This is a genomic window from Sphingomonas sp. JC676, assembly GCF_014489075.1.
Lineage (GTDB): Bacteria > Pseudomonadota > Alphaproteobacteria > Sphingomonadales > Sphingomonadaceae > Sphingomonas.
Map to the genome: position 1 here is coordinate 860,888 of NZ_JACTGR010000001.1, position 21,117 is coordinate 882,004.

The following is a 21,117-nucleotide window of genomic DNA, read 5'->3' on the forward strand; positions in this document are numbered from 1 at the left end:
CATGGCGACCAAGAAGCTCGAGACCGGCAATGGCGGCGAGACCCATCAAACGACGTCCGACGACGGCGATCGCCTGACGACCAATCAGGGCATTCCGGTTTCCGATAATCAGAACCAGCTCAAGGCGGGTGCGCGCGGGCCGGTGCTGCTCGAGGATTTCGTGCTGCGCGAGAAGATCTTCCACTTCGATCACGAACGGATTCCCGAGCGGATCGTCCATGCGCGCGGGTCCGCGGCGCATGGCTTTTTCGAATCCTACGAGGATCTGTCGGACATCACCCGGGCGGACCTGTTCAGCGAGAAGGGCAAGCGTACGCCGCTGTTCACGCGCTTCTCGACCGTCGCGGGCGGTGCGGGATCGGTCGACACGCCGCGCGACGTGCGTGGCTTCGCGGTCAAATTCTATACGCAGGAAGGCAATTGGGATCTGGTGGGCAACAATATCCCCGTGTTCTTCATCCAGGACGCGATCAAATTCCCCGACCTGATCCATTCGGTGAAGATGGAAGCCGATAAGGGCTATCCCCAGGCGGCATCTGCGCATGACACGTTTTGGGATTTCATCTCGCTGATGCCCGAATCCACCCACATGATCATGTGGGCGATGTCGGACCGGACGATTCCGCGCTCACTGCGGACGATGGAGGGCTTCGGCATCCACACTTTCCGCATGGTCAACGCGAAGGGCAAGTCGACCTTCGTCAAGTTCCACTGGAAGCCCAAGCAGGGAGTGGCATCGACCTGCTGGGACGAGGCGGTGAAGATCGCCGGCGCCGATCCCGATTTCCAGCGCCGTGACCTGTTCGAGGCGATCGACCGCGGCGACTTCCCCGAATGGGAGCTGGGCATCCAGGCGTTCGACGAGGCATTCGCGGACTCGCTGCCATTCGACGTGCTCGATCCGACAAAGATCATCCCCGAGGAAGTGCTGCCGGTGCGGCTGATCGGGCGAATGGTGCTCGACCGCTATCCCGACAATTTCTTCGCCGAGACCGAGCAGGTCGCCTATTGCCCGGCGAACGTGGTGCCGGGGATCGACTTCACCAACGATCCTTTGCTCCAGGGCCGGTTGTTCTCCTATCTCGACACCCAGCTCAAGCGGCTGGGATCGACCAATTTCCACCAGCTGCCGATCAATGCGGCGAAATGCCCGGTGATGAACTTCCAGCGCGACGGGCACATGCAGATGGCGGTGCCCAAGGGTCGCGCCAATTACGAACCCAACTCGCTGAGCGAGGCTGGCGAGGAAGGCGGGCCGCGCGAATGCCCGGCCAAGGGCTTCACCACGTTTCCGGGGCGAGATGCTGAGGACGAGCAGGGCGACAAGCTCCGCATTCGGCCCGAGAGTTTCGCCGACCATTACAGCCAGGCGCGGATGTTCTTCCGCTCGCTCGCGGTGCCGGAGCAGGCACATCTGGCGTCGGCAATCGTCTTCGAACTGTCGAAGGTCGGCCTCGAGCATGTCCGGGTGCGGATGATGTCGAACCTCGTCAACGTCGATCCGGATCTGGCGAAACGCGTCGCCAACGGGCTGGCAATGCCGCTGCCCAAGGCATCGCCCAGCGCGGCGCCGGTGCAGGATCTGGACCCGTCGCCCGCGCTGCGGATCATCGAGGGGCCGTTCGATCTTGCGACGATCAAGGGCCGCTCGATCGGCGTCCTGATCGCCGACGGAACGGATGCGGTCGCTTTGAAGGCGTTGACCGGCGCCATTGCAGGCGGCGGTGCGCGTGCGGTGATCGTCGCGCCCAAGGTGGGCGGCGCCAAACTTTCCGACGGATCGGTGCAGAAGGCCGACCTCCAGCTGGCGGGTGGGCCGTCGGTACTGTTCGATGCCGTGGTGGTGCTGGTTTCCGACAAGGGCTGCGCTGCGTTGCTGGGCGAGGCCGCCGCCACCCAGTTCGTCATGGATGCATTCGGCCATTGCAAGGCGATCGCGCATAGCCCAGAGGCGCAGCCGCTGCTCGACAAGGCCGGTGTGGTGCCCGACGCCGGCGTGGTGGCCGCCGACAAGGCGTTCGTGGAAGCGGCCGGAAAGCGATATTGGGATCGCGAGCCCAAGGTACGCATGCTCGCCTGATATCGGTTATTGGGACCTCGATTCCCAAAACGGCACTCGCGTGACAGAAACAATTCGGAAAATATTCACGTTGTCGATATTTAGGCTTGTGCCTGTGCCAGCGAGCATGGGATAACGTTCGTGACGATTTGGGGGGAAGAATCGGTCGGTTTGTAGGCGTGGCATAAATGGCCATTGCATGCGGGTCTCATGACCGCAGCGCGCCCATTCTCCGATCCTTGCTTCGCAAATCCTCCTGGCTTGCCGTGGTTCGGCAGGACGATAGGAATTTGATTCGGCCGCCCGCAGAAGCGATGCGGCCAGACGGGATACTCCCGGGACGCTGGTCCGGAACTCCAGCGGCCCAAGAGCGGGGAGGGTGGAGAAATCCACCCTCCTTTTTTTGCGCCCACGGCTCGGCGATATTCGCGCCTCGTTTCGGCGTGCGGCCAGGTTTCTTCGGACTGGTCAGCGTTGTCAGCGGTTTCTCGGTTCGAGGCGCTGGGTTAGAGCGCCTGCGAGCGACACGAATCAGGGAAGCAACATGCAGATCACGCCCGCGGTCAAAGCCATTCTCGACAAGTATGAGTCCGACAATCCGGGCGTGAAGGCCAATCTGGCGCGCATCCTGATGCAGGGCCGGCTCGGCGGCACGGGCAAGCTGGTCATCCTGCCGGTCGACCAGGGCTTCGAGCATGGCCCGGCGCGCAGCTTCGCGGTGAACCCCGACGCCTATGACCCCCATTATCACTTCCAGCTCGCGATCGACGCGGGGCTGAGCGCTTTTGCCGCGCCGCTGGGGATGATCGAGACCGGTGCTGGCACTTTCGCCGGGCAGATCCCGACGATCCTCAAGGTCAATTCGTCGAACAGCTGGGCTACCGGCGCCAACCAGGCGGTGACCGGCGGCGTCGACGATGCGCTGCGGCTCGGTTGCTCGGCGATCGGCTTTACCATCTATCCGGGCAGCGACGATCTGTTCAGCATGATCGAGCAGATCAAGGAGCTCTCCGCAGAAGCCAAGTCGGTCGGCATTGCGACGGTGATCTGGTCGTACCCGCGCGGCGGCAAGCTGCCCAAGTCGGGCGAGCTGGCGCTCGACGTCGGCGCCTATGCCGCGCACATGGCGGCTTTGCTCGGCGCACACATCATCAAGGTCAAGCTGCCGAACGACCATATCGAGCAGAAGGAAGCCATTCCGGCCTATGAGGGCACGGACTGGTCGAAGCAGTCCGATCGCGTCCGCCATGTCGTGCAGAGCTGCTTCGCCGGGCGCCGGATCGTCGTCTTCTCGGGCGGTGCGGCCAAGGGCGAGGACGCGGTCTACCAGGACGCGCGCGACATTCGCGACGGCGGCGGCAATGGCTCGATCATCGGGCGCAATACCTTCCAGCGCAAGCGTGAGGACGCGATGGCGATGCTCGACAAGCTGGTGCGAATCTACAAGAACGAGGAATGATCCCGCGCCGTCCCGTGCTGGCTGGCCTTGCGCTCGCGCTGCTGGGCGGGGCTGCGCTGGCGAAAGGGACGGCGATGGAAGACGAGTCGGGGCCTTACGGCATGATCGGCAAGATGAAGGCGCAGCCCGGCAAGCGCGCCGAGCTGATCGAGATACTGGGGGCGGGCACCGGCGACATGCCGGGCTGCCTCGCCTATCTGATCGCCGAGGACGCCAAGGAGCCAGATGTGATCTGGATCACCGAGATCTGGGACCGGAAGGCGAGCCATGACGCCTCGCTTGCGCTTCCGGCGGTGAAGGCGGCGATCGCCAAGGGCCGTCCGCTGATCGCGGGCTTCGAGATGAGCGCCGAGACTCGGCCGGTATCGGAGGCGAGCTTCATCAAGGCGTGACGCGTCGGGGAGGTGCCGGATGACGACCGAGTGGGAACAGGTCGACGACTATATCGCCGCGCATCTCCTGGGCGATGATCCGGTGCTCGACGCCGCGCTCGCCGCGAACGCGGTGGGCGGGCTTCCCGCGATCGACGTCTCCGCGGCGCAGGGCAAGATGCTCCATCTTTTCGCGAAGATGTGCGGCGCGCGGCGCATCCTCGAAGTGGGGACGCTGGGCGGCTATTCGACGATCTGGCTGGCGCGGGCGCTGCCCGAGCACGGGCGGCTGGTGACGCTGGAGCTCGAGCCGCACCATGCCGCAGTGGCGCGCGCGAACATCGCGCGGGCCGGACTGGCGGAACGGGTGGAGGTGCGCGTCGGTCCTGCGGTCGCGAGCCTGGAGGCGATGATCGCGGCGGGCGAAGCGCCGTTCGACCTGGTATTCATCGATGCCGACAAGCCCTCGAACGTCGCCTACCTCGAGGCCGCGCTGGCGCTGACCCAGCCGGGCAGTACGATCGTGGTGGACAATGTCGTGCGTGAGGGCGGCATCCTCGATGCCAGGTCGGGCGATCCCCGGATCGACGGTACGCGCGCGCTGTTCGAGGCGGTCGCCGCCGAGCCCAGGCTGAGCGCGACCGCGGTACAAACCGTGGGCACCAAGAAATGGGACGGGTTCCTGCTGGCGGTGGTTCAAGGCTGAATCCCGACGCTCGACACGTGGCGCGCCTTCTGCTGAAATCAACGCGGGGGATTTTTACGATGCGTCTCAAGCACTATTGCGCGGTTATTTCCATCGTGGCGGCGGCGCCTGCGATGGCGCAGGTGCCGCAATCGGCACCGGCCATCGTGACGGAGCGCGACGCGGCCCCGGGCGATCAGCTCCAGGCCTATAGCAACTGGATCGAACAGATGGGGGCGGCCTTCCAGATGGGGCAGGCGTCGGTCGAGGCGATCCAGCCCAAGCTGGCGGCCGCGCTCAACAGCAAGGGAGCGCCCGCGGCGACGGCGGAGGCGCGCGCGGCACTTGCCAATGCCCGATCCGCGCTCCGGAGATCGAGTGCAGTGGTGAGCGCATTGAAGGCGCCGGCCTTCGAGCAGTTGCACCTTCCATCCGATCTCAGCGCGGCGGCGATCCAGAGCGGCGTGCTGACGCTCAACGCCAATCGGACCAAGATGATCGACGCCATGGAGGATCTCCTGAAGGCGCTTCAGCAGCGTGACTTGCCGGCCGCGCTCCGGGCGAATGTGCAGCTGCTGGCCGCGGGCGGACAGCAACTCGACCTGCTGATTCTGCTCACCAAGGCGCGTGCCGTTGCCTCGCACGATCATGTCGCGGACCGTGTCTTTTTCGAGGTCGTCGCGATTATCTACCGTGGCCAGCGCCAGATGTTGCGGATCGCGACGCCGGCAGGCTTGGTGGCCGACAGCAAGGTCTCCGGCGACCTGGACCAACTTGCCGCCGAGCTGGAATTGCTGCTGGGGCGCGAGCGGCCGTTGCTGGAGTCCGCAATCTCGCTCGGGGATAGCCAAATCACCGATGCGCGGGCGAGGGGAGCGGATACCAGCGGGCTGGATCTGGTTCAGCGCATCCAAGTCGGCGCGCGCGACCTCTTCCCGCAGGGCGAGGCGGTGGCGGCGGCCCTGCGGGAGACATCGAATAGCCTTCGGCGCGGAACGCCCACGGCAACGGAATTGACGGCGATCATCGGGCGGTTCGCCGGGTTAGAACGCGCGCTCGCGCAGATCCAGTTGCGCGCCATCCACACGCTGAACCGGACGCCGCTCTCGTGAGGCGGCGCTTGACGGCGCGCGCCGCTGGGTGAAAGGCCCCGCGGATGGCGGAGCAGAGCATGAACGGTATCGAAGACGACGAACAGGATAGCGAAGTCTCGCTGGAGGGCTTCGCCGAGAATTTCGTGCGCGATATCCGCCGGCCGCCGTGCCAGCTCTATCTGATCTCGCCGCTCGAGGTGGACGGCGGGTTTCCGGACCGTCTCAAGCGCGCACTGGAGGCAGGGCCCGTCGCGGCGTTCCAGTTCCGGGTGAAGGGCGTCGACCAGCATGAGGCGGTGCGGCTTGCCGAGCCGCTCCAGCGGATCTGCGCCGATGCCGAGGTGGCGTTCATCGTCAATGACAGCATCAGCCTGGCCAAGCGACTGGGCGCCGACGGCGTTCATCTGGGGCAGGGCGACGGCGATCCGCGCGAGGCGCGATCGGTGTTGGGGCCGAACGCCCAGATCGGCGTGACCTGCCACGACAGCCGGCATCTGGCGATGGAAGCGGGCGAAGGCGGGGCGGACTATGTTGCGTTCGGCGCCTTCTACCCGACGGCCACCAAGGAAACGCGGCACCGCCCCGAACTGGCGATCCTGTCGTGGTGGTCGACCTTGTTCGAGATACCGTGCGTCGCGATCGGTGGAATCACGCCGGCCAATGCCGCGCCTTTGGTGGCGGCCGGCGCGGACTTCCTCGCGGTGTCCAATGCGGTGTGGGGCGAGGACGAAGCAGCGGCGGTAAAGGCGTTCACGGACCTACTGGCGCGCTAACTCGTTCTCCTGGCGAACCATTGTTGGTCAGGAGATTGAATCGGTGCGGAAAAAGCTAATCATTGCCGCTTGCCTCGCTTGTGCCTCGGCCGGTCCCGCACTGGCGCAGGGGAACGGAACCAAAGCCCGCCCGCCGATCGACTATACGATCCTCCATGCGCAGGTGATCCTCGACCATCTCGGATTTTCGCCGGGGATCCTCGACGGGCGCGAAGGCCAGTCGCTGGTGGCCGCGCTGAAGGGGTTCCAGACTTCGCGGGGCTTGGCGACCACGGGCAAGCTCGACGCTCGAACGCTCGGCGCGCTGCAGCCCTATCGGTCGCTGCGCCCGGTCAGGCAGCTTCGCCTTACCGCCGACACGCTGGCTGGGCCCTATGTGAGCCCGATGCCCAAGGATCCTGAGGAACAGGCCAAGCTGCCGTCGCTCGGCTATAGCCGGCCGCTGGAGAAGCTGGCCGAAATGTTCCACACCACGCCCGAGGTGCTGGTCGAGCTCAATCCAGGCGGAAAGGGTATCGGCGTGGGCGCGGAGTTCACGTTCCCGAACGCGCTGCCCGCGTCGCGCGACTATCCGGCGGACATCAAACCCGATTGGCGCAAGACGCTCAACGACCTCAATGTCGAGGCGAACGTGCCCGAGGCCGACCATCTCGTCGTCGACAAGTCCGAGAAGGTGCTCAAGGTCTTCGACAAGGCGGACCGGCTGGTGGCGCAGTTCAGCGCGACGATGGGCAGTGGCCATGATCCGCTGCCGGTCGGCAGCTGGAAGATCAACGGTGCCGACACCAACCCCAAATTCCACTACAATCCGGAACTGTTCTGGGATGCCAAGAAGGATTCCGATCCGGCGATGCTGCCGCCGGGGCCGAATGGACCGGTGGGGGTGGTGTGGCTTGACCTTTCGAAGGAGCATTACGGTATCCATGGCACGCCCGAGCCGCAGAATATCGGGCGTAGCGAGAGCCATGGCTGCATAAGGCTCACCAATTGGGACGCGGCGCGGCTGGCGCTGATGATCAAACCGGGGACGCCGGTGATCTTCCAGGAGTGACGGCATGACGCTGGCCAAGCGCGTTGGATGGGGACTCGGGCTGTTTCTGCTCGTGCTCGCGATTGCCTTCGCCTCGATGGTGCGCATCCGCTTCGATCCTCCGGCGCAGGCCGTGCGCGAGCAATCCGCCGCGCCGGGCTTCGCGGACACGTCGCTGATCATTCCGGTGCAGGGCGTGCGCGCGAACCAGCTCAGCGACACCTGGGGCCAGAGCCGCGGCGGCGGCACCCGCGAGCACCATGCGATCGACATCATGGCGCCACAGGGAACGCCGGTGCTCGCCGCCGCGGGCGGCACGGTCGAGAAGATCTTCGAGAGCGTGAATGGGGGCCACACAATCTATGTCCGGACGCCCGATGGCGGCACCATCCACTATTACGCGCATCTCGACACCTACGGCGTGGCCGAGAAGCAGGTGGTGCAGCAGGGCCAGCAGATCGCCACGGTCGGCAATACCGGCAGCGCCGCCGGCGGCGCGCCGCATCTCCATTTCGAAATCAAGATCATGCAACCCGGCGAGGCCTGGTGGCAGGGGACCAACGTCAATCCGTACCCGCTGCTTGCGGGTGTGCGTTAGATTTCACCTCGTCATCCCGGCGCAAGCCGGGATCCAGAGCCATACGCGGCGGGTCAGAGAAATCCTGGGCCCCGGCTTTCGCCGGGGTGACGGCTTGGAAGCAGGGGTGTTGCCCGCATGGCCTTCCCCCGCTAAAGCGCGCGCTCGCTCTTTCTCAGGTACAGGTCTCGATCATGAAGATCAGTGGCGTGGACATCCGTCCCGGCAACATCATCGAATATGAAGGCGGCATCTGGCGCGCCGTCAAGATTCAGCACACCCAGCCCGGCAAGGGCGGCGCCTATATGCAGGTCGAGATGAAGAACCTCATCGACGGCCGCAAGAACAATGTCCGCTTCCGCTCGGCGGAAACGGTCGAGCGCGTGCGCCTCGACACCACCGACTTCCAGTTCCTCTTCCGCGACGGCGATGCGCTGACCTTCATGGACAAGGTCACTTATGAGCAGATCACGCTCGACGCAGGCATCCTGGGCGATGCCGCGGCCTTCCTGCAGGACGGCATGGACGTGGTGATGGAGCTTTACGACGAGCGCCCGATCAGCGTGCAGCTGCCGGACACGATCGAAGCGACGATCGTCGAGGCCGATGCGGTGGTGAAGGGCCAGACGGCGTCTTCCAGCTACAAGCCTGCGGTGCTCGACAATGGCGTGCGCATCATGGTGCCGCCGCACATTGCGGCCGGGACCCGGATCGTGGTCGATGTCTACGAGCAGACCTACGTGAAGCGCGCGGATTGATCTTCTCATTCCCCTCCCGCTTGCGGGAGGGGTTAGGGGTGGGCCCTCGCCCGCCTCATGATTCAACGCTCGCGGATGGCGGGCGCCCACCCCCGACCCCTCCCGCAAGCGGGAGGGGAGGAGAGTAGATTTGGTTGCCCATTCCGGCCTTCTCACTGTCATGGAGCGCGCTGCCCGCAAGGCGGCGCCGCGCCTGCGTCGCGACTTCAACGAGGTCCAGCACCTCCAGGTGAGCCGCAAGGGGCCCGCCGACTTCGTCTCGATGGCCGACAAGCGCGCCGAGGAGACGATCGTCGAGGAATTGCGCAAGGCGCGGCCCGACTGGAGCATCCTTGCCGAGGAAGGCGGGGAGATCAAAGGCGATCCCGACAAGCCGCGCTGGATCGTCGATCCGCTCGATGGCACGAGCAATTTCCTGCACGGCATCCCGCATTTCGCGATCTCGATCGCGGTCGAAGATCCGCACGGCAGCCAGGGCAAGCCCGAGATCACCCACGGGCTGATCTACCAGCCGCTGACCGACGAGAGCTTCTGGGCCGAGAAGGGCCGCGGCGCGTGGCTGACCGATCAAAGGCTGCGCGTCTCGGCGCGGCGCGACCTGGCAGACGCACTGATCGCGACCGGCATCCCGTTCCTCGGCCATGGCAATTTCGCGCAGTGGAGCCGCATTTTCGGCGCGGTGGCGCCTGAAGTGGCGGGCATCCGCCGGCTCGGCGCGGCGTCGCTCGATTTGGCATGGGTCGCAGCGGGCCGCTTCGACGGCTTCTGGGAATCGGACCTCCAGCCCTGGGACGTCGCGGCGGGCTATATCCTGATCAAGGAAGCCGGCGGCTTCATTACCGATTTCCGCGGGCAGGACCTCGCCATGCAGCGCAACCAGTTCCTCGCGGCGAACGACGTGCTCCACTCCAAGCTCCACAAGCTGGTCGGGAACGCGCTCAGATGATCCCCGCGGCGCTGTTCGGGCTGCTGGCCCAGGACGCGCCGCCTGCCGTCGAATTCGCGGTTCCCGCCCAATACCGGCTGATCGAGGGCGTCGCCTCGGACGGGGAGACCGTCTGGCTGAGCAGCATCCTCGATCGGATGATCGTCGAATATCGCAAGCGTCGCTTCCGCGCGGTGCCGATGCCGAAAGGCGAGGGCGCGCCGCTGGGCATCGCCTGGGATGCCGGCCGCGGCTGGCTGTGGGTCGCCGCCAATTGCCCCGACGTGCTGAAGCTCGCCGATTGCCGGACGGGGTTGGTGGCGATCGACCGGTCGGGAAAGCCGCGCGCCAGCCTTCGCCCCGCGGGGGACACGCCGTTCACGCCCGGCGATGTTTCGGTGTGGCGCGACCAGGTGTTCGTCAGCGACGGCGCCAATGGCGCGGTCTATCGCTGTCGGGGCGATTGCCGCGAGCTGACGGTCGTGATCGCGCCGCGCCAGAAGGGCAGTGCGCAGGGCACGGTGGTCTATGACGGCGGCAAGCGGCTGCTCGTCGCGGACTATGGGCGCGGGCTGATCAGCGTGGACCTGGCGACATTGGCCGAAACGCCGGTGCCGCTCGAGGACGGATCGCTGCTGCCGGGCGTGGACGGCATGGTGGCCGATGGCGACGGTTTCGTCGGCGTGCGCAACGCCAGCATACCGGGAAAAGCGTGGCGTTTCCGTATCTCCGCCGACAATCATGTGACCAGGCTTGAAGTGGCGGCGCAGGGCGGGGCGATCGTCGATCCCACCCAGATCGCCCGCGCCGGCGACAAGCTGCTGATCGTCGCGGACTCGCAGTGGAGCGCCTATTCGCCCGACAAGGACGGCAAGGTTTCAGGCGTGCAGAAGCCGACACCGATCGTAGCGATTCAGGCCAGCGCGACCCCGCGCTGAACGCCGGCTAATTGCGAGTGATTCTCAGGGGTTCAAACCCTTGCCGCACCCCCTCCACCGTCCTAGAAGCCCCTCAAATTCCGCATCTGCGAGAAGGCATCTTGGTCGATCTATCGCAATATCTGCCGATCCTTTTGTTCCTCGGCGTAGCCCTGGTGCTTTCGAGCGCCTTCGTGTTCCTGCCCATGGCCGTGTCGCGCCTCACCGGCTCGCACCAGCCGACTCCGGAAAAGCTCACCGAATATGAATGCGGCTTCCCCGCGTTCGAAGATTCGCGCAGCCAGTTCGACGTCCGATTCTATCTGGTCGCGATCCTGTTCATCATCTTCGATCTCGAGGCAGCGTTCCTCTTTCCCTGGGCCGTCACCGTCTTCAAGATGGGTGTCGCCGCCGGATGGACCGCTTGGTTCTCTATGATGATCTTCATCGTCGAGCTGGCGCTCGGCCTTGTCTATGCTTGGAAGAAGGGAGCGCTGGAATGGGAGTAGAGCTTTCCGTGCCGCCACCCCCGGGCACGCTGCCGAATGTCGGTTTCCTCAACGACATCAATGCCGAGATCGGCGACAAGGGCTTCCTGGTCACCTCGACCGAGGAGCTGTTCCAATGGGCGCGCACCGGCTCGCTGTGGTGGATGACCTTCGGCCTGGCGTGCTGCGCGGTCGAAATGATTCACGTCAACATGCCACGCTACGACATGGAGCGCTTCGGCGCCGCGCCGCGCGCGTCTCCGCGCCAGTCGGACGTGATGATCGTCGCCGGTACTTTGTGCAACAAGATGGCCCCTGCGCTGCGCCGCGTGTACGACCAGATGTCCGAGCCCAAATATGTGATCTCGATGGGTTCGTGCGCGAACGGCGGCGGCTATTATCACTATAGCTACAGCGTCGTGCGCGGCTGCGACCGGATCGTGCCGGTGGACATCTACGTTCCCGGCTGCCCGCCGACCGCCGAGGCTCTGCTCTATGGCGTGATGCAGCTCCAGCGGAAGATCCGCCGTTCGGGGACGATCGAGCGGTGAGGGCGCCTGCACCCCGCTATGCCGCCAATGACGGCGTGATCGAGCTGGCCGAGGCCGTGCTCGGCGACAGCCTCGTGGAGAGCAAGGACGCCGTGGGCGAAGTTTCGCTAACCGTGGCGCGCGAGCGCCTGGTCGAGGCGATGCTGGCGCTGCGCGACACGCCGGGCCTCGAATATCAGCAGCTCAGCGAGATTGCCGGTGCCGATTATCCCGATCGGGCCGAGCGTTTCGACGTGGTCTATCAGCTGCTGTCGTTCACCCGGAACCACCGGATCCGCGTCCGCGTGATGACCGACGAGGAAAAGCCGGTCCCCTCGGTGACGGGCATCTGGCCGGTCGCTGGCTGGCTCGAGCGCGAAGTGTACGACATGTACGGCGTGCTGTTCGACGGCAATGTCGACCTGCGCCGCATCCTGACCGACTATGGTTTCGTCGGGCATCCGCTGCGCAAGGACTTTCCGCAGACCGGCTATGTCGAGCTGCGCTATTCGGAAGAGGCCAAGCGCGTCGTGTACGAGCCGGTGCGGCTCGCGCAGGATTTCCGCACGTTCGACTTCATGAGCCCCTGGGAAGGCGCGAAATATGTGCTGCCGGGCGACGAGAAGGCGGCCGCGCCGCCGCCTCCGCCTCCCGCGCCGGCACCTGCTCCCGCTCCGGCGCCTACGCCGGGCCCCGTTGCTGCGCAGCCCGAGGCGAAGGGCGCGCCGACGCCGCTGACCGCCGACGAAATCGTCAAGGCCGATGCGCCGGCGGCCAAGACGACCAAGCCGCGCGTCAGCAAGCCCAAGACCACCGACAGTACGGCCGAGAGCGGCGCGGGCAAGCCCGGTCCCGATGCGGGTCCGAAGCCCGCCGATCCCGATGTCGTGAAGAAGCCGCGAGCATCGCGCGCGAAGAAGGCAAACCCGGATGGCTGAGTATCTCGACGAGATTGAGGGCCGCACGGACGGCGGCAAGCCGGAGCCGGGCGACATCGCAATCGCCAACTACACGATCAATTTCGGCCCGCAGCACCCGGCGGCGCACGGCGTGCTGCGCCTCGTCACCGAGCTGGATGGCGAGATCATCGAGCGTATCGATCCGCATGTGGGCCTGCTCCACCGCGGCACCGAGAAACTGATCGAGTACAAGACCTATACCCAGGCGCTGCCCTATTTCGACCGGTTCGACTATTGCTCGCCGCTCGGTATGGAGCACAGCTTCGTACTCGCGGTGGAGAAGCTGCTCGACCTCGAAGTGCCGCTGCGTGGGCAATATATGCGCGTGTTCTTCGCCGAGCTGACCCGCATCTCGAACCATCTGCTGAACCTTGGTTCGCACGTGATGGACGTCGGCGCGATGACGCCGAACCTGTGGATGTTCGAGCTGCGCGAGGATTGCCTCAACTTCTTCGAGCGGGCGTCGGGCGCACGCATGCACTCCAACTGGTTCCGCGTCGGCGGGGTGCGCCAGGACGTGCCGCTCAAGCTGCTGACCGATATCGCGGAATGGCTCGATACGCGGCTGCCGCGGCTGTTCGAGGACGCGATCAGCCTGGTCGCCGAGAACCGCATCTTCAAGCAGCGCAACGTCGACATCGCCGTGGTGAGCCGTGACGACGCGATCAAATGGGGCTTTTCCGGCCCGATGATCCGCGCCGCGGGCATCCCCTGGGATATCCGCCGCTCGCAGCCCTATGACGTGTATGACCGGATGGAGTTCGACATCCCGGTGGGTACGCGCGGCGACTGCTACGACCGGTTCATGGTGCGGGTGGAGGAGGTCCGCCAGTCGGCGCGGATCATGAAGCAGTGCCTGAACGAAATGCCCGAAGGCCCGGTGCTGACGCTCGACCGCAAGGTCGCGCCGCCCAGCCGCGGCGAGATGAAGCACTCGATGGAAGCTTTGATCCATCACTTCAAGCTGTTCACCGAAGGCTATCACGTCCCCGCGGGCGAGGTTTACGTCGCGACCGAGAGCCCCAAGGGCGAGTTCGGCGTGTATCTGGTGAGCGACGGCACCAACAAGCCGTACCGCTGCAAGGTCCGCCCGACCGCGTTCAGCCACCTCCAGGCGATGGATTTCATGGCCAAGGGCCACATGCTTGCCGACATCACCGCCATTCTGGGCGCGATGGATATTGTGTTCGGGGAGTGCGACCGGTGAGCCAAGACGCACGGAACAGCGCCGCGATGACGTTGGGGGTCGTTGGCTTCGTCCTGATCGGCGCAGCGTTGCTGCTGCTGTTGAGGGGGGTGAACATGCCCTCATGGATGCCCGTCGTTCTTGGCGTGCTGGGCGTCTTAAACCTTGCTCTGTTCGGCAGGCAGCTGTGGCTGCGCCGATTCAAAGAACACGCTGGACTTCGAAATGGCTAACGCACCCCAACTCCCCGATGAAGCCGAGACCCGCGCGCGCTGGGGCAATTTTGCCTGGACCGCGGAGAATGCCGAGAAGGCGAAGGAAATCCTGAGCCGCTATCCGGCGGGCCGGCAGATGTCGTGCACCTTGCCGTTCCTCGATCTCGCCCAGCGCCAGGTCGGTGCGGAGACCAATACCCAGGGCTGGCTGCCCGTGCCGGTGATCGAGTTTGTCGCGCGCGAGCTTTCGCTGCCCTATATCCGCGTGTTCGAGGTCGTGACCTTCTACACCATGTTCAACATGGTGCCGACGGGCCGCTTCCACGTGCAGGTCTGTGGCACCACGCCGTGCATGCTGCGCGGTTCGGACGACGTGATGGCGGCATGCAAGAGCCGCGGCATGAAGAAGGGCCACACCACCGAGGACGGGCTGTTCACGCTCACCGAGGTTGAGTGCATGGGCAATTGCTCCTCGGCGCCGATGGTCCAGATCAACGACGACAATTACGAGGATCTGGACTACGATCGCACGATCGCGATCCTCGATGCGTTGGCCCGGGGCGAGAGCCCCAAGACGGGCACGCAGGAGCCCGGCCGCCACACCGTGGAGCCGAGCGGCGGTCCGACCACGCTGACCGCGATGGTCACGGAAAACCACGACTATCGGGGAGAATGGGCGTGAAGAACGACAATATCCTCTTCGTGATCCTGGCGATCATCGGCGGCATCGTCGTGCTGGGCTTCCTGCTGAAGGTCGCGTTCAAGCTGATCGGTGTCGTGATCGTGGTCGGGCTCGCAGTGGCGGCCTATATGCTTTTGCAGAAGATGGTGGGGAAGGGCCGCTAATGCTCGCCGACAAGGACCGCATCTTCACCAATCTCTACGGCTACCAGCCGTGGAACCTCGATGCTGCGCGCAAGCGCGGCACCTGGGACAATACCAAGGCGCTGCTCGAGCTGGGCGCGGACGTCATCATCGACAAGATGAAGGCTTCGGGCCTGCGCGGCCGCGGCGGGGCGGGCTTCCCGACCGGCATGAAGTGGAGCTTCATGCCCAAGGAACCGCGCGCCGATCGCCCCAACTTCCTGGTGATCAACGCCGACGAATCCGAGCCGGGCTCGTGCAAGGACCGCGAGATCATCCGCCACGATCCGCATGTGCTGCTCGAAGGAGCGCTGGTCGCGGGCTTCGCGATGCGCGCGCGAGCGGCGTATATCTATATCCGCGGCGAATATATCCGCGAGGCCGAGACGCTGTTCGCCGCCGTGGCCGAGGCCTATTCGGCCGGGCTGATCGGCAAGAATGCCTGTGGTTCGGGCTATGACTTCGACGTCTTCGTCCATCGCGGCGCCGGCGCCTATATCTGCGGCGAAGAGACCGCGATGCTCGAGAGCCTGGAGGGCAAGAAGGGCCAGCCGCGCCTCAAGCCGCCGTTCCCGGCGGGTGCGGGCCTCTATGGCTGCCCGACCACGGTGAACAATGTCGAGTCGATCGCTGTCGCGCCGACGATCCTGCGGCGCGGGCCGGAGTGGTTCTCGTCGTTCGGCGCCGAGAACAACCGCGGCACCAAGCTCTTCCAGATCTCGGGCCATGTCGAAAAGCCTTGCGTGGTCGAGGAAGCGATGAGCATCCCGTTCCGCGAGCTGATCGAGAAGCATTGCGGCGGCATTCGCGGCGGCTGGGACAATCTGCTCGCGGTGATCCCGGGCGGCTCCTCGGTGCCGCTGGTGCCGGCGGCGCAAATCATGGATTGCCCAATGGATTTCGACGGGCTGCGCGCGCTGGGCTCGGGCCTGGGCACCGCGGCGGTGATCGTGATGGACAAGTCCACCGACATCGTCCGCGCGATCTCGCGGATCAGCTATTTCTACAAGCATGAGAGCTGCGGCCAGTGCACGCCGTGCCGCGAGGGCACCGGCTGGATGTGGCGCGTGATGGAGCGGCTGCGCACTGGCGACGCCGATATCAGCGAGATCGACACGCTGCAGCAGGTCACCAAGCAGGTCGAAGGCCACACCATCTGCGCGCTCGGCGACGCGGCGGCATGGCCGATCCAGGGCCTGATCCGGCATTTCCGCCCCGAACTTGAGCGCCGCATCAACGAGCGCGGCGGTAACGGCGAAGCACCGATGATGGAGGCAGCGGAATGATGCGTTTGGCACTCGCCGCGATTTCCTTCAGTGCCTTGATCGCTGCGCTGCCCGCCGCGGCGCAGGATGCGGAGAAGCCGATCGATCAGTTCGCGCGCTGCACGGTCGGCGCCGATGCCGCCGGTGCGCGGGCGCTGCTCACGCTGGCGCCGGGCAGCGCCGAATCGAAGAATGCGGCCAAGCGGCTCGCCGACAAGAAGGGCGCATGCGGCAGCGTGATCAAGCGTCCCGGCGAGCCTGAGGTGCGCGGCGCGATCGCCGAGCGGCTCTATCTCGATACCTATGCCACGCCGCCGGCCGCGCTGACCGGCGAGCCCGCGCCTTTCCAGGGCAGCGGCGATGCGACACAGGCGATGTACGACGTCACCCGCTGCGCCGCGTCGCGCGATCCGGCGGCGGCCGACATGCTGATCCGCGCCGCTGCGGGTACGGCGGAGGAGAAGGCCGCGCTGGCGCGCGTCGTCCCTGCGGTCGGCCGTTGCACGCCGCAGGGCGCGAAGCTCGGCTTCAATCGCGACCAGCTTCACGCGCTGGTCGCCGAGGGGTTGTTCAAGCTGCGCGGCGAGACTCCAGCGCAATGATGCGAGGGACAGCCTTGATAGGCGTTGCCGGTCCGGCAATGCGCATTGGGATGCAGGAGGCGACGGAATGACGATGTCGACTTCGTTCAATGCGCTGCTTGTCGGTGCGTGCCTCGTCCTGGGCGCTCCTGCCGCACAGGCGCAGCAAACCGGCCACATCATCGTTGACCACGCCGCGGAGGCTTCCACTCGCGACGTGTCGGCAGCGGATCAGGCCCGCGATACCATGAATCGCTATGGCGTTTGCGTCGTCAAGGTGAAGAGTGTTGCGGTCAAGCGCGCGCTATCGCAGCCTACGGACCAGGCTATCGATAGCGCTCTGGCGAAGATCGCAATCGACGAATGCCTCGGGAGCGGCGAGTTGACGATGTCGCGGTCGCTCTTCCGCGGCGCAGTGTATCGGGCGCTCTACATCCGTGATTTCGGTCAGGTATCGCAGGCGCCGGCCACGATTGGGATGCAGGGCAAGGATGCTGCCGCAGAGGCAGCCGCAACGACACCGATGAATTTGCTTCAGAGATTCGGCGATTGCGTCGTCCGCGCCGACCCGGCCGACGCGCAGGCGCTTGTCCTGGCCACTGCTGCGACACAGGCGGAGCGTAGTGCGATTACGCGCCTTGGTCCGTCGCTTGGCGGCTGCGTGGCGCCAACAAACCAAGTAAGATTCAGTCGAGCAGTGCTGCAAGGGGTGCTGGCCGAAGCGCTTTACAAGCGCGCGGCTGCCTCTGAACCTTCGAGAGTCAAGTAATGCCCAAACTCAAAGTAGACGGAATCGAAGTGGAGGTGCCCGCGGGCGCCACGGTACTCCAGGCCTGCGAGGCCGCGGGGAAGGAGATTCCGCGCTTCTGTTATCACGAACGCCTGTCGATCGCCGGCAATTGCCGCATGTGCCTGGTCGAGGTGAAGCCGGGGCCGCCCAAGCCGCAGGCGAGCTGCGCGCTGCCCGCCGCCGACAACCAGGAAATCCGCACCGACAGCCAGATGGTGAAGGCCGCGCGCGAAGGCGTGATGGAATTCCTGCTGATCAACCACCCGCTCGACTGCCCGATCTGCGACCAGGGTGGCGAATGCGACCTGCAGGACCAGAGCCTGGCTTATGGTCGCGGGCACAGCCGCTACACCGAGAACAAGCGGGCTGTGACCGAGAAATATATGGGGCCGATCGTCAAGACGGTCATGACCCGCTGCATCCAGTGCACCCGCTGCGTCCGTTTCGGCGAGGAAGTGGCCGGTGTGGAGGATATCGGCGCGATCTATCGCGGCGAGGACATGCAGATCACGACCTATCTCGAAAAGGCTTTCAAGAGCGAGCTTTCGGGCAATGTCGTCGATCTCTGCCCGGTCGGCGCGCTCACCCACAAGCCGGTGGCATTCGAATACCGCCCCTGGGAGCTCAAGCGGAACCTGTCGATCGACGTGATGGATGCGGTCGGCACCAATATCCGCCTCGATGCGCGCGGCCGCCAGGTGATGCGCGTGCTTCCGCGGATCAACGAAGACGTCAACGAGGAATGGGCGCACGACAAGACGCGCTACCATGTCGACGGCCTGGTGCGCCGGCGGCTCGATCGCCCGTTCATCCGCAAGGGCGGCAAATTGGTCGAGGCGAGCTGGGACGAGGCGTTCGACGCGATCGCCGCGGTCAAGGCCGGCTCGAGCGTCGCGGCGATCGCCGGCGACCTGCTCGATTGCGAGACGATGTACGCCGCCAAGGCGCTGGTGAAGTCGCTCGGCTCGAACCTGCTCGAAGGCCGCCAGACCGGCATGGCCTATGACGTGACCAACCTGGGCGCGGTGGCGTTCAACACCACGATCGCCGAAATCGAGAATGCCGACGCGATCCTTCTGTTGGGTTCGAACCTGCGCTGGGAAGCACCGCTGGTGAATACGCGCGTGCGCAAGGCGATCAAGAAGGGCGCCAAGGTCTTCGGCATCGGCCCCGAGGTCGACCTGACCTACAAGCTCGAATGGCTGGGCAATGACCTGGCGCTGCTGGGCAAGCTGCCGGACGCGGCGGCCGAGGCGTTCGCCAAGGCCGAGCGCCCGGTCGTGATCGTCGGGCCCGGCGCGCTCAAGGACGGGCATGGCCCGGCGCTGGCGCTCGCCAAGTCACTGAATGCGGTCAAGCAGGGCTGGAACGGTTTCAACGTCGTCCACACCGCCGCGGCGCGGATGGGCGGGCTGATGCTCGGCTACGCGCAGAAGGGCGGCATCGCCGATGTGGTTGCCGCGGCGCCGAAGCTGGCTTTCTTCCTCGGCGCCGACGAAGTGGATTTCTCGAAGTTCGACAAGAGCTTCAAGGTCTATATCGGCCATCATGGCGACAAGGGGGCACACCATGCCGACGTCGTCCTGCCTGGCGCGACCTATGCCGAGAAGCCGGGCACCTATGTGAACCTCGAGGGCCGGGTGCAGCGCGCCGACCGCGCGGTGTTCGCCCCCGGCGACGCGCGCGAGGACTGGACGATCCTGCGCGCGCTGTCGGAGAAGCTCGGCCACACGCTGCCGTTCGACAATTTCGACGAGCTGCGCGCGGCGATGGCCAATGAAGTGCCGGCTTTGGGCGAGGAAGGCCTAGTCCGCTACGAGTGGGCGCCGCCGGCGCTTGCCGCGTCCGCATCGGGCCCGGTCGGCCATCCGATCGCCGATTTCTACCTCACCAACGCCATCTGCCGCGCGTCGCCGACGATGCAGCGCTGCTCGGCCGAACTGGTCCATGGCGAAGATTTCGCGGAGGCAGCGGAATGACCTCCTGGTTCACCTATCTCGGCCTGCCGTTCGGCTGGGCGTGGTTCATCGCCACGATCATCGATATCCTCGTGATCGCGCTGCCGCTGATGCTGGCGGTGGCGATGATCATCTATGCCGATCGCAAGATCTGGGCGGCGATGGCGCTGCGCCGCGGCCCCAACGTGGTCGGCCCGCTCGGGTTGCTGCAGAGCTTTGCGGACGGCCTGAAGGTCTTCCTGCAGGAGACGATCATCCCGTCGAGCGCGAACAAGACCCTGTTCCTGATCGCGCCGATCATCACCTTCACGGTCGCGCAGATCGTGTGGGCGGTGATTCCGTTCCAGGCGGGTGTGGCGCTGTCCAACATCAATGTCGGCCTGCTCTACGTGCTCGCGGCATCGTCGCTCGGCGTCTACGGCATCATCCTGGCCGGCTGGTCTTCCAACTCGAAATACCCGTTCTATTCGGCGATCCGCGCCGCGGCGCAGATGGTGAGCTACGAAGTCTCGATCGGCTTCGTGCTGATCGCGGTGGTGCTGTGGGCCGGCACCTTCAACCTGGGCGGCATCGTCGAGGCGCAGAAGGCGATCTATCCGTTCCTCCCGATCAACGGCTTCGGCTTCAACGTGCTGCTCTTCCCGATGGCGGTGGTGTTCTTCATCTCGTCGCTCGCCGAGACGCAGCGCGCGCCGTTCGACCTGGCCGAGGCCGAGAGCGAGCTCGTCGCGGGCTACCAGACCGAATATTCGTCGATGGCGTTCGCGCTCTACTGGCTGGGCGAATATGCGAACGTGCTGCTGATGTGCACGCTCAACGCGACGCTCTTCTGGGGCGGCTATCTGCCGCCGTTCGACTGGGCGCCGCTCTATCTGGTGCCGGGCATCCTCTGGCTGTTCGCCAAGATCCTGTTCTTCTTCTTCGTGTTCAGCTGGGTGAAGGCGACCGTCCCGCGCTATCGCTACGACCAGCTGATGCGCCTGGGCTGGAAGATATTCCTGCCGCTTTCGCTGTTCTTCGTGTTCCTCGTTTCCGGGTTCCTGATGTTTACCCGGGTGGGATTGTCCGCATGACCGTCGCCCAGATCATCCGATCCTACACCTTGTGGGAGTTCCTCAAGGCGCACTGGCTGACCTTGCGGTATTTCTTCAAGGCCAAGGCGACGATCAACTATCCGTACGAGAAGAACCCGATCTCGCCCCGCTTCCGCGGCGAGCATGCGCTGCGCCGCTATCCCAATGGCGAGGAGCGCTGCATCGCGTGCAAGCTGTGCGAGGCGGTGTGCCCGGCGCTGGCGATCACGATCGAGGCCGAGCCGCGCGAGGACGGCAGCCGCCGCACCACGCGCTACGACATCGACATGACCAAGTGCATCTATTGCGGGCTGTGCCAGGAGGCGTGCCCGGTGGACGCGATCGTCGAGGGGCCGAACTTCGAATTCTCGACCGAGAGCCGCGAGGAGCTGATCTACGACAAGGACAAGCTGCTCGCCAATGGCGATCGCTGGGAGCGCGCGATCGCCGCGAACCTTGCCGCCGATGCACCGTACCGTTAAGCGCGCGCCAACAGTGGGACGCATGATGATTCACGCTCTGACCGTCACCCCGGCGAAAGCCGGGGCCCAGGGTCACAC

General features: G+C 65.4%; 24 protein-coding genes. All 24 read left to right on the forward strand.

Annotation, left to right across the window (positions count from 1 at the left end; genetic code table 11):
- The first annotated feature begins 1 nt into the window (after position 1).
- The 24 genes from IAG41_RS03970 to nuoI all read left to right on the forward strand — a co-directional run bounded on the left by IAG41_RS03970 (position 2) and on the right by nuoI (position 21,039).
- On the forward strand, positions 2-2,080 hold the full coding sequence (locus IAG41_RS03970) for a catalase (RefSeq protein WP_187727253.1): 2,079 nt from the start codon (positions 2-4) through the stop codon (positions 2,078-2,080).
- A gap of 523 nt (positions 2,081-2,603) precedes the next feature.
- The gene (locus tag IAG41_RS03975) at positions 2,604-3,518 is read left to right on the forward strand and encodes a class I fructose-bisphosphate aldolase (RefSeq protein WP_187727254.1); all 915 of its coding nucleotides are present in this window, start codon (positions 2,604-2,606) and stop codon (positions 3,516-3,518) included.
- Positions 3,515-3,910 carry a putative quinol monooxygenase gene (locus IAG41_RS03980; RefSeq protein ID WP_187727255.1) on the forward strand — a complete coding sequence of 132 codons (396 nt, stop codon included), beginning with the start codon at positions 3,515-3,517 and terminating at the stop codon, positions 3,908-3,910. The genes IAG41_RS03975 and IAG41_RS03980 overlap by 4 nt, the downstream gene beginning before the upstream one ends.
- Before the next feature lie 19 nt (positions 3,911-3,929).
- Complete coding sequence (locus IAG41_RS03985) at positions 3,930-4,595, forward strand: O-methyltransferase (protein ID WP_187727256.1); 666 nt, start codon at positions 3,930-3,932, stop codon at positions 4,593-4,595.
- A gap of 59 nt (positions 4,596-4,654) precedes the next feature.
- Positions 4,655-5,686 (forward strand): hypothetical protein, encoded by a 1,032-nt coding sequence (locus IAG41_RS03990; protein WP_187727257.1) that lies wholly within the window; start codon positions 4,655-4,657, stop codon positions 5,684-5,686.
- A gap of 59 nt (positions 5,687-5,745) precedes the next feature.
- Positions 5,746-6,441 carry a thiamine phosphate synthase gene (thiE, locus tag IAG41_RS03995; protein ID WP_187727258.1) on the forward strand — a complete coding sequence of 232 codons (696 nt, stop codon included), beginning with the start codon at positions 5,746-5,748 and terminating at the stop codon, positions 6,439-6,441.
- A gap of 43 nt (positions 6,442-6,484) precedes the next feature.
- The gene (locus IAG41_RS04000; RefSeq protein WP_410468058.1) at positions 6,485-7,492 is read left to right on the forward strand and encodes a L,D-transpeptidase; all 1,008 of its coding nucleotides are present in this window, start codon (positions 6,485-6,487) and stop codon (positions 7,490-7,492) included.
- A 4-nt stretch (positions 7,493-7,496) separates the two neighbouring features.
- On the forward strand, positions 7,497-8,069 hold the full coding sequence (locus IAG41_RS04005) for a M23 family metallopeptidase (RefSeq protein ID WP_187727259.1): 573 nt from the start codon (positions 7,497-7,499) through the stop codon (positions 8,067-8,069).
- Between the two features lie 173 nt (positions 8,070-8,242).
- Positions 8,243-8,806, forward strand: coding sequence for an elongation factor P (gene efp / locus IAG41_RS04010; protein WP_187727260.1), 564 nt, complete (start codon positions 8,243-8,245; stop codon positions 8,804-8,806).
- 130 nt (positions 8,807-8,936) lie between these two features.
- Positions 8,937-9,752: an inositol monophosphatase family protein gene (locus IAG41_RS04015; RefSeq protein ID WP_187727261.1), complete on the forward strand. Its 816-nt coding sequence runs from the start codon at positions 8,937-8,939 to the stop codon at positions 9,750-9,752.
- Positions 9,749-10,669: a hypothetical protein gene (locus IAG41_RS04020; protein ID WP_187727262.1), complete on the forward strand. Its 921-nt coding sequence runs from the start codon at positions 9,749-9,751 to the stop codon at positions 10,667-10,669. Before IAG41_RS04015 ends, IAG41_RS04020 begins: the two co-directional genes overlap by 4 nt.
- 101 nt (positions 10,670-10,770) lie before the next feature.
- Positions 10,771-11,157 (forward strand): NADH-quinone oxidoreductase subunit A, encoded by a 387-nt coding sequence (gene ndhC / locus IAG41_RS04025; RefSeq protein WP_187727263.1) that lies wholly within the window; start codon positions 10,771-10,773, stop codon positions 11,155-11,157.
- Positions 11,148-11,687 (forward strand): NuoB/complex I 20 kDa subunit family protein, encoded by a 540-nt coding sequence (locus IAG41_RS04030; RefSeq protein ID WP_187727264.1) that lies wholly within the window; start codon positions 11,148-11,150, stop codon positions 11,685-11,687. The genes ndhC and IAG41_RS04030 overlap by 10 nt, the downstream gene beginning before the upstream one ends.
- The gene (locus tag IAG41_RS04035; RefSeq protein WP_187727265.1) at positions 11,684-12,604 is read left to right on the forward strand and encodes an NADH-quinone oxidoreductase subunit C; all 921 of its coding nucleotides are present in this window, start codon (positions 11,684-11,686) and stop codon (positions 12,602-12,604) included. Before IAG41_RS04030 ends, IAG41_RS04035 begins: the two co-directional genes overlap by 4 nt.
- Positions 12,597-13,832 carry an NADH-quinone oxidoreductase subunit D gene (locus IAG41_RS04040; RefSeq protein ID WP_187727266.1) on the forward strand — a complete coding sequence of 412 codons (1,236 nt, stop codon included), beginning with the start codon at positions 12,597-12,599 and terminating at the stop codon, positions 13,830-13,832. The genes IAG41_RS04035 and IAG41_RS04040 overlap by 8 nt, the downstream gene beginning before the upstream one ends.
- Positions 13,829-14,044, forward strand: a complete 216-nt coding sequence (locus IAG41_RS04045; RefSeq protein WP_187727267.1) for a hypothetical protein — start codon at positions 13,829-13,831, stop codon at positions 14,042-14,044. Before IAG41_RS04040 ends, IAG41_RS04045 begins: the two co-directional genes overlap by 4 nt.
- Positions 14,037-14,708: a complex I 24 kDa subunit family protein gene (locus IAG41_RS04050; protein ID WP_187727268.1), complete on the forward strand. Its 672-nt coding sequence runs from the start codon at positions 14,037-14,039 to the stop codon at positions 14,706-14,708. The genes IAG41_RS04045 and IAG41_RS04050 overlap by 8 nt, the downstream gene beginning before the upstream one ends.
- Positions 14,705-14,872 (forward strand): hypothetical protein, encoded by a 168-nt coding sequence (locus IAG41_RS04055; RefSeq protein ID WP_187727269.1) that lies wholly within the window; start codon positions 14,705-14,707, stop codon positions 14,870-14,872. Before IAG41_RS04050 ends, IAG41_RS04055 begins: the two co-directional genes overlap by 4 nt.
- Positions 14,872-16,176: an NADH-quinone oxidoreductase subunit NuoF gene (nuoF, locus tag IAG41_RS04060; protein WP_187727270.1), complete on the forward strand. Its 1,305-nt coding sequence runs from the start codon at positions 14,872-14,874 to the stop codon at positions 16,174-16,176. Before IAG41_RS04055 ends, nuoF begins: the two co-directional genes overlap by 1 nt.
- A complete protein-coding gene (locus tag IAG41_RS04065; protein ID WP_187727271.1) occupies positions 16,173-16,757 on the forward strand; it encodes a hypothetical protein in 585 nt (194 codons plus the stop codon). The genes nuoF and IAG41_RS04065 overlap by 4 nt, the downstream gene beginning before the upstream one ends.
- 67 nt (positions 16,758-16,824) lie before the next feature.
- The gene (locus IAG41_RS04070) at positions 16,825-17,505 is read left to right on the forward strand and encodes a hypothetical protein (protein WP_187727272.1); all 681 of its coding nucleotides are present in this window, start codon (positions 16,825-16,827) and stop codon (positions 17,503-17,505) included.
- The gene (gene nuoG, locus IAG41_RS04075; RefSeq protein WP_187727273.1) at positions 17,505-19,505 is read left to right on the forward strand and encodes an NADH-quinone oxidoreductase subunit NuoG; all 2,001 of its coding nucleotides are present in this window, start codon (positions 17,505-17,507) and stop codon (positions 19,503-19,505) included. Before IAG41_RS04070 ends, nuoG begins: the two co-directional genes overlap by 1 nt.
- Positions 19,502-20,557 (forward strand): NADH-quinone oxidoreductase subunit NuoH, encoded by a 1,056-nt coding sequence (gene nuoH / locus IAG41_RS04080; RefSeq protein WP_187727274.1) that lies wholly within the window; start codon positions 19,502-19,504, stop codon positions 20,555-20,557. Before nuoG ends, nuoH begins: the two co-directional genes overlap by 4 nt.
- Positions 20,554-21,039 carry an NADH-quinone oxidoreductase subunit NuoI gene (gene nuoI, locus IAG41_RS04085; RefSeq protein ID WP_187727275.1) on the forward strand — a complete coding sequence of 162 codons (486 nt, stop codon included), beginning with the start codon at positions 20,554-20,556 and terminating at the stop codon, positions 21,037-21,039. The genes nuoH and nuoI overlap by 4 nt, the downstream gene beginning before the upstream one ends.
- Positions 21,040-21,117: the final 78 nt, after the last annotated feature.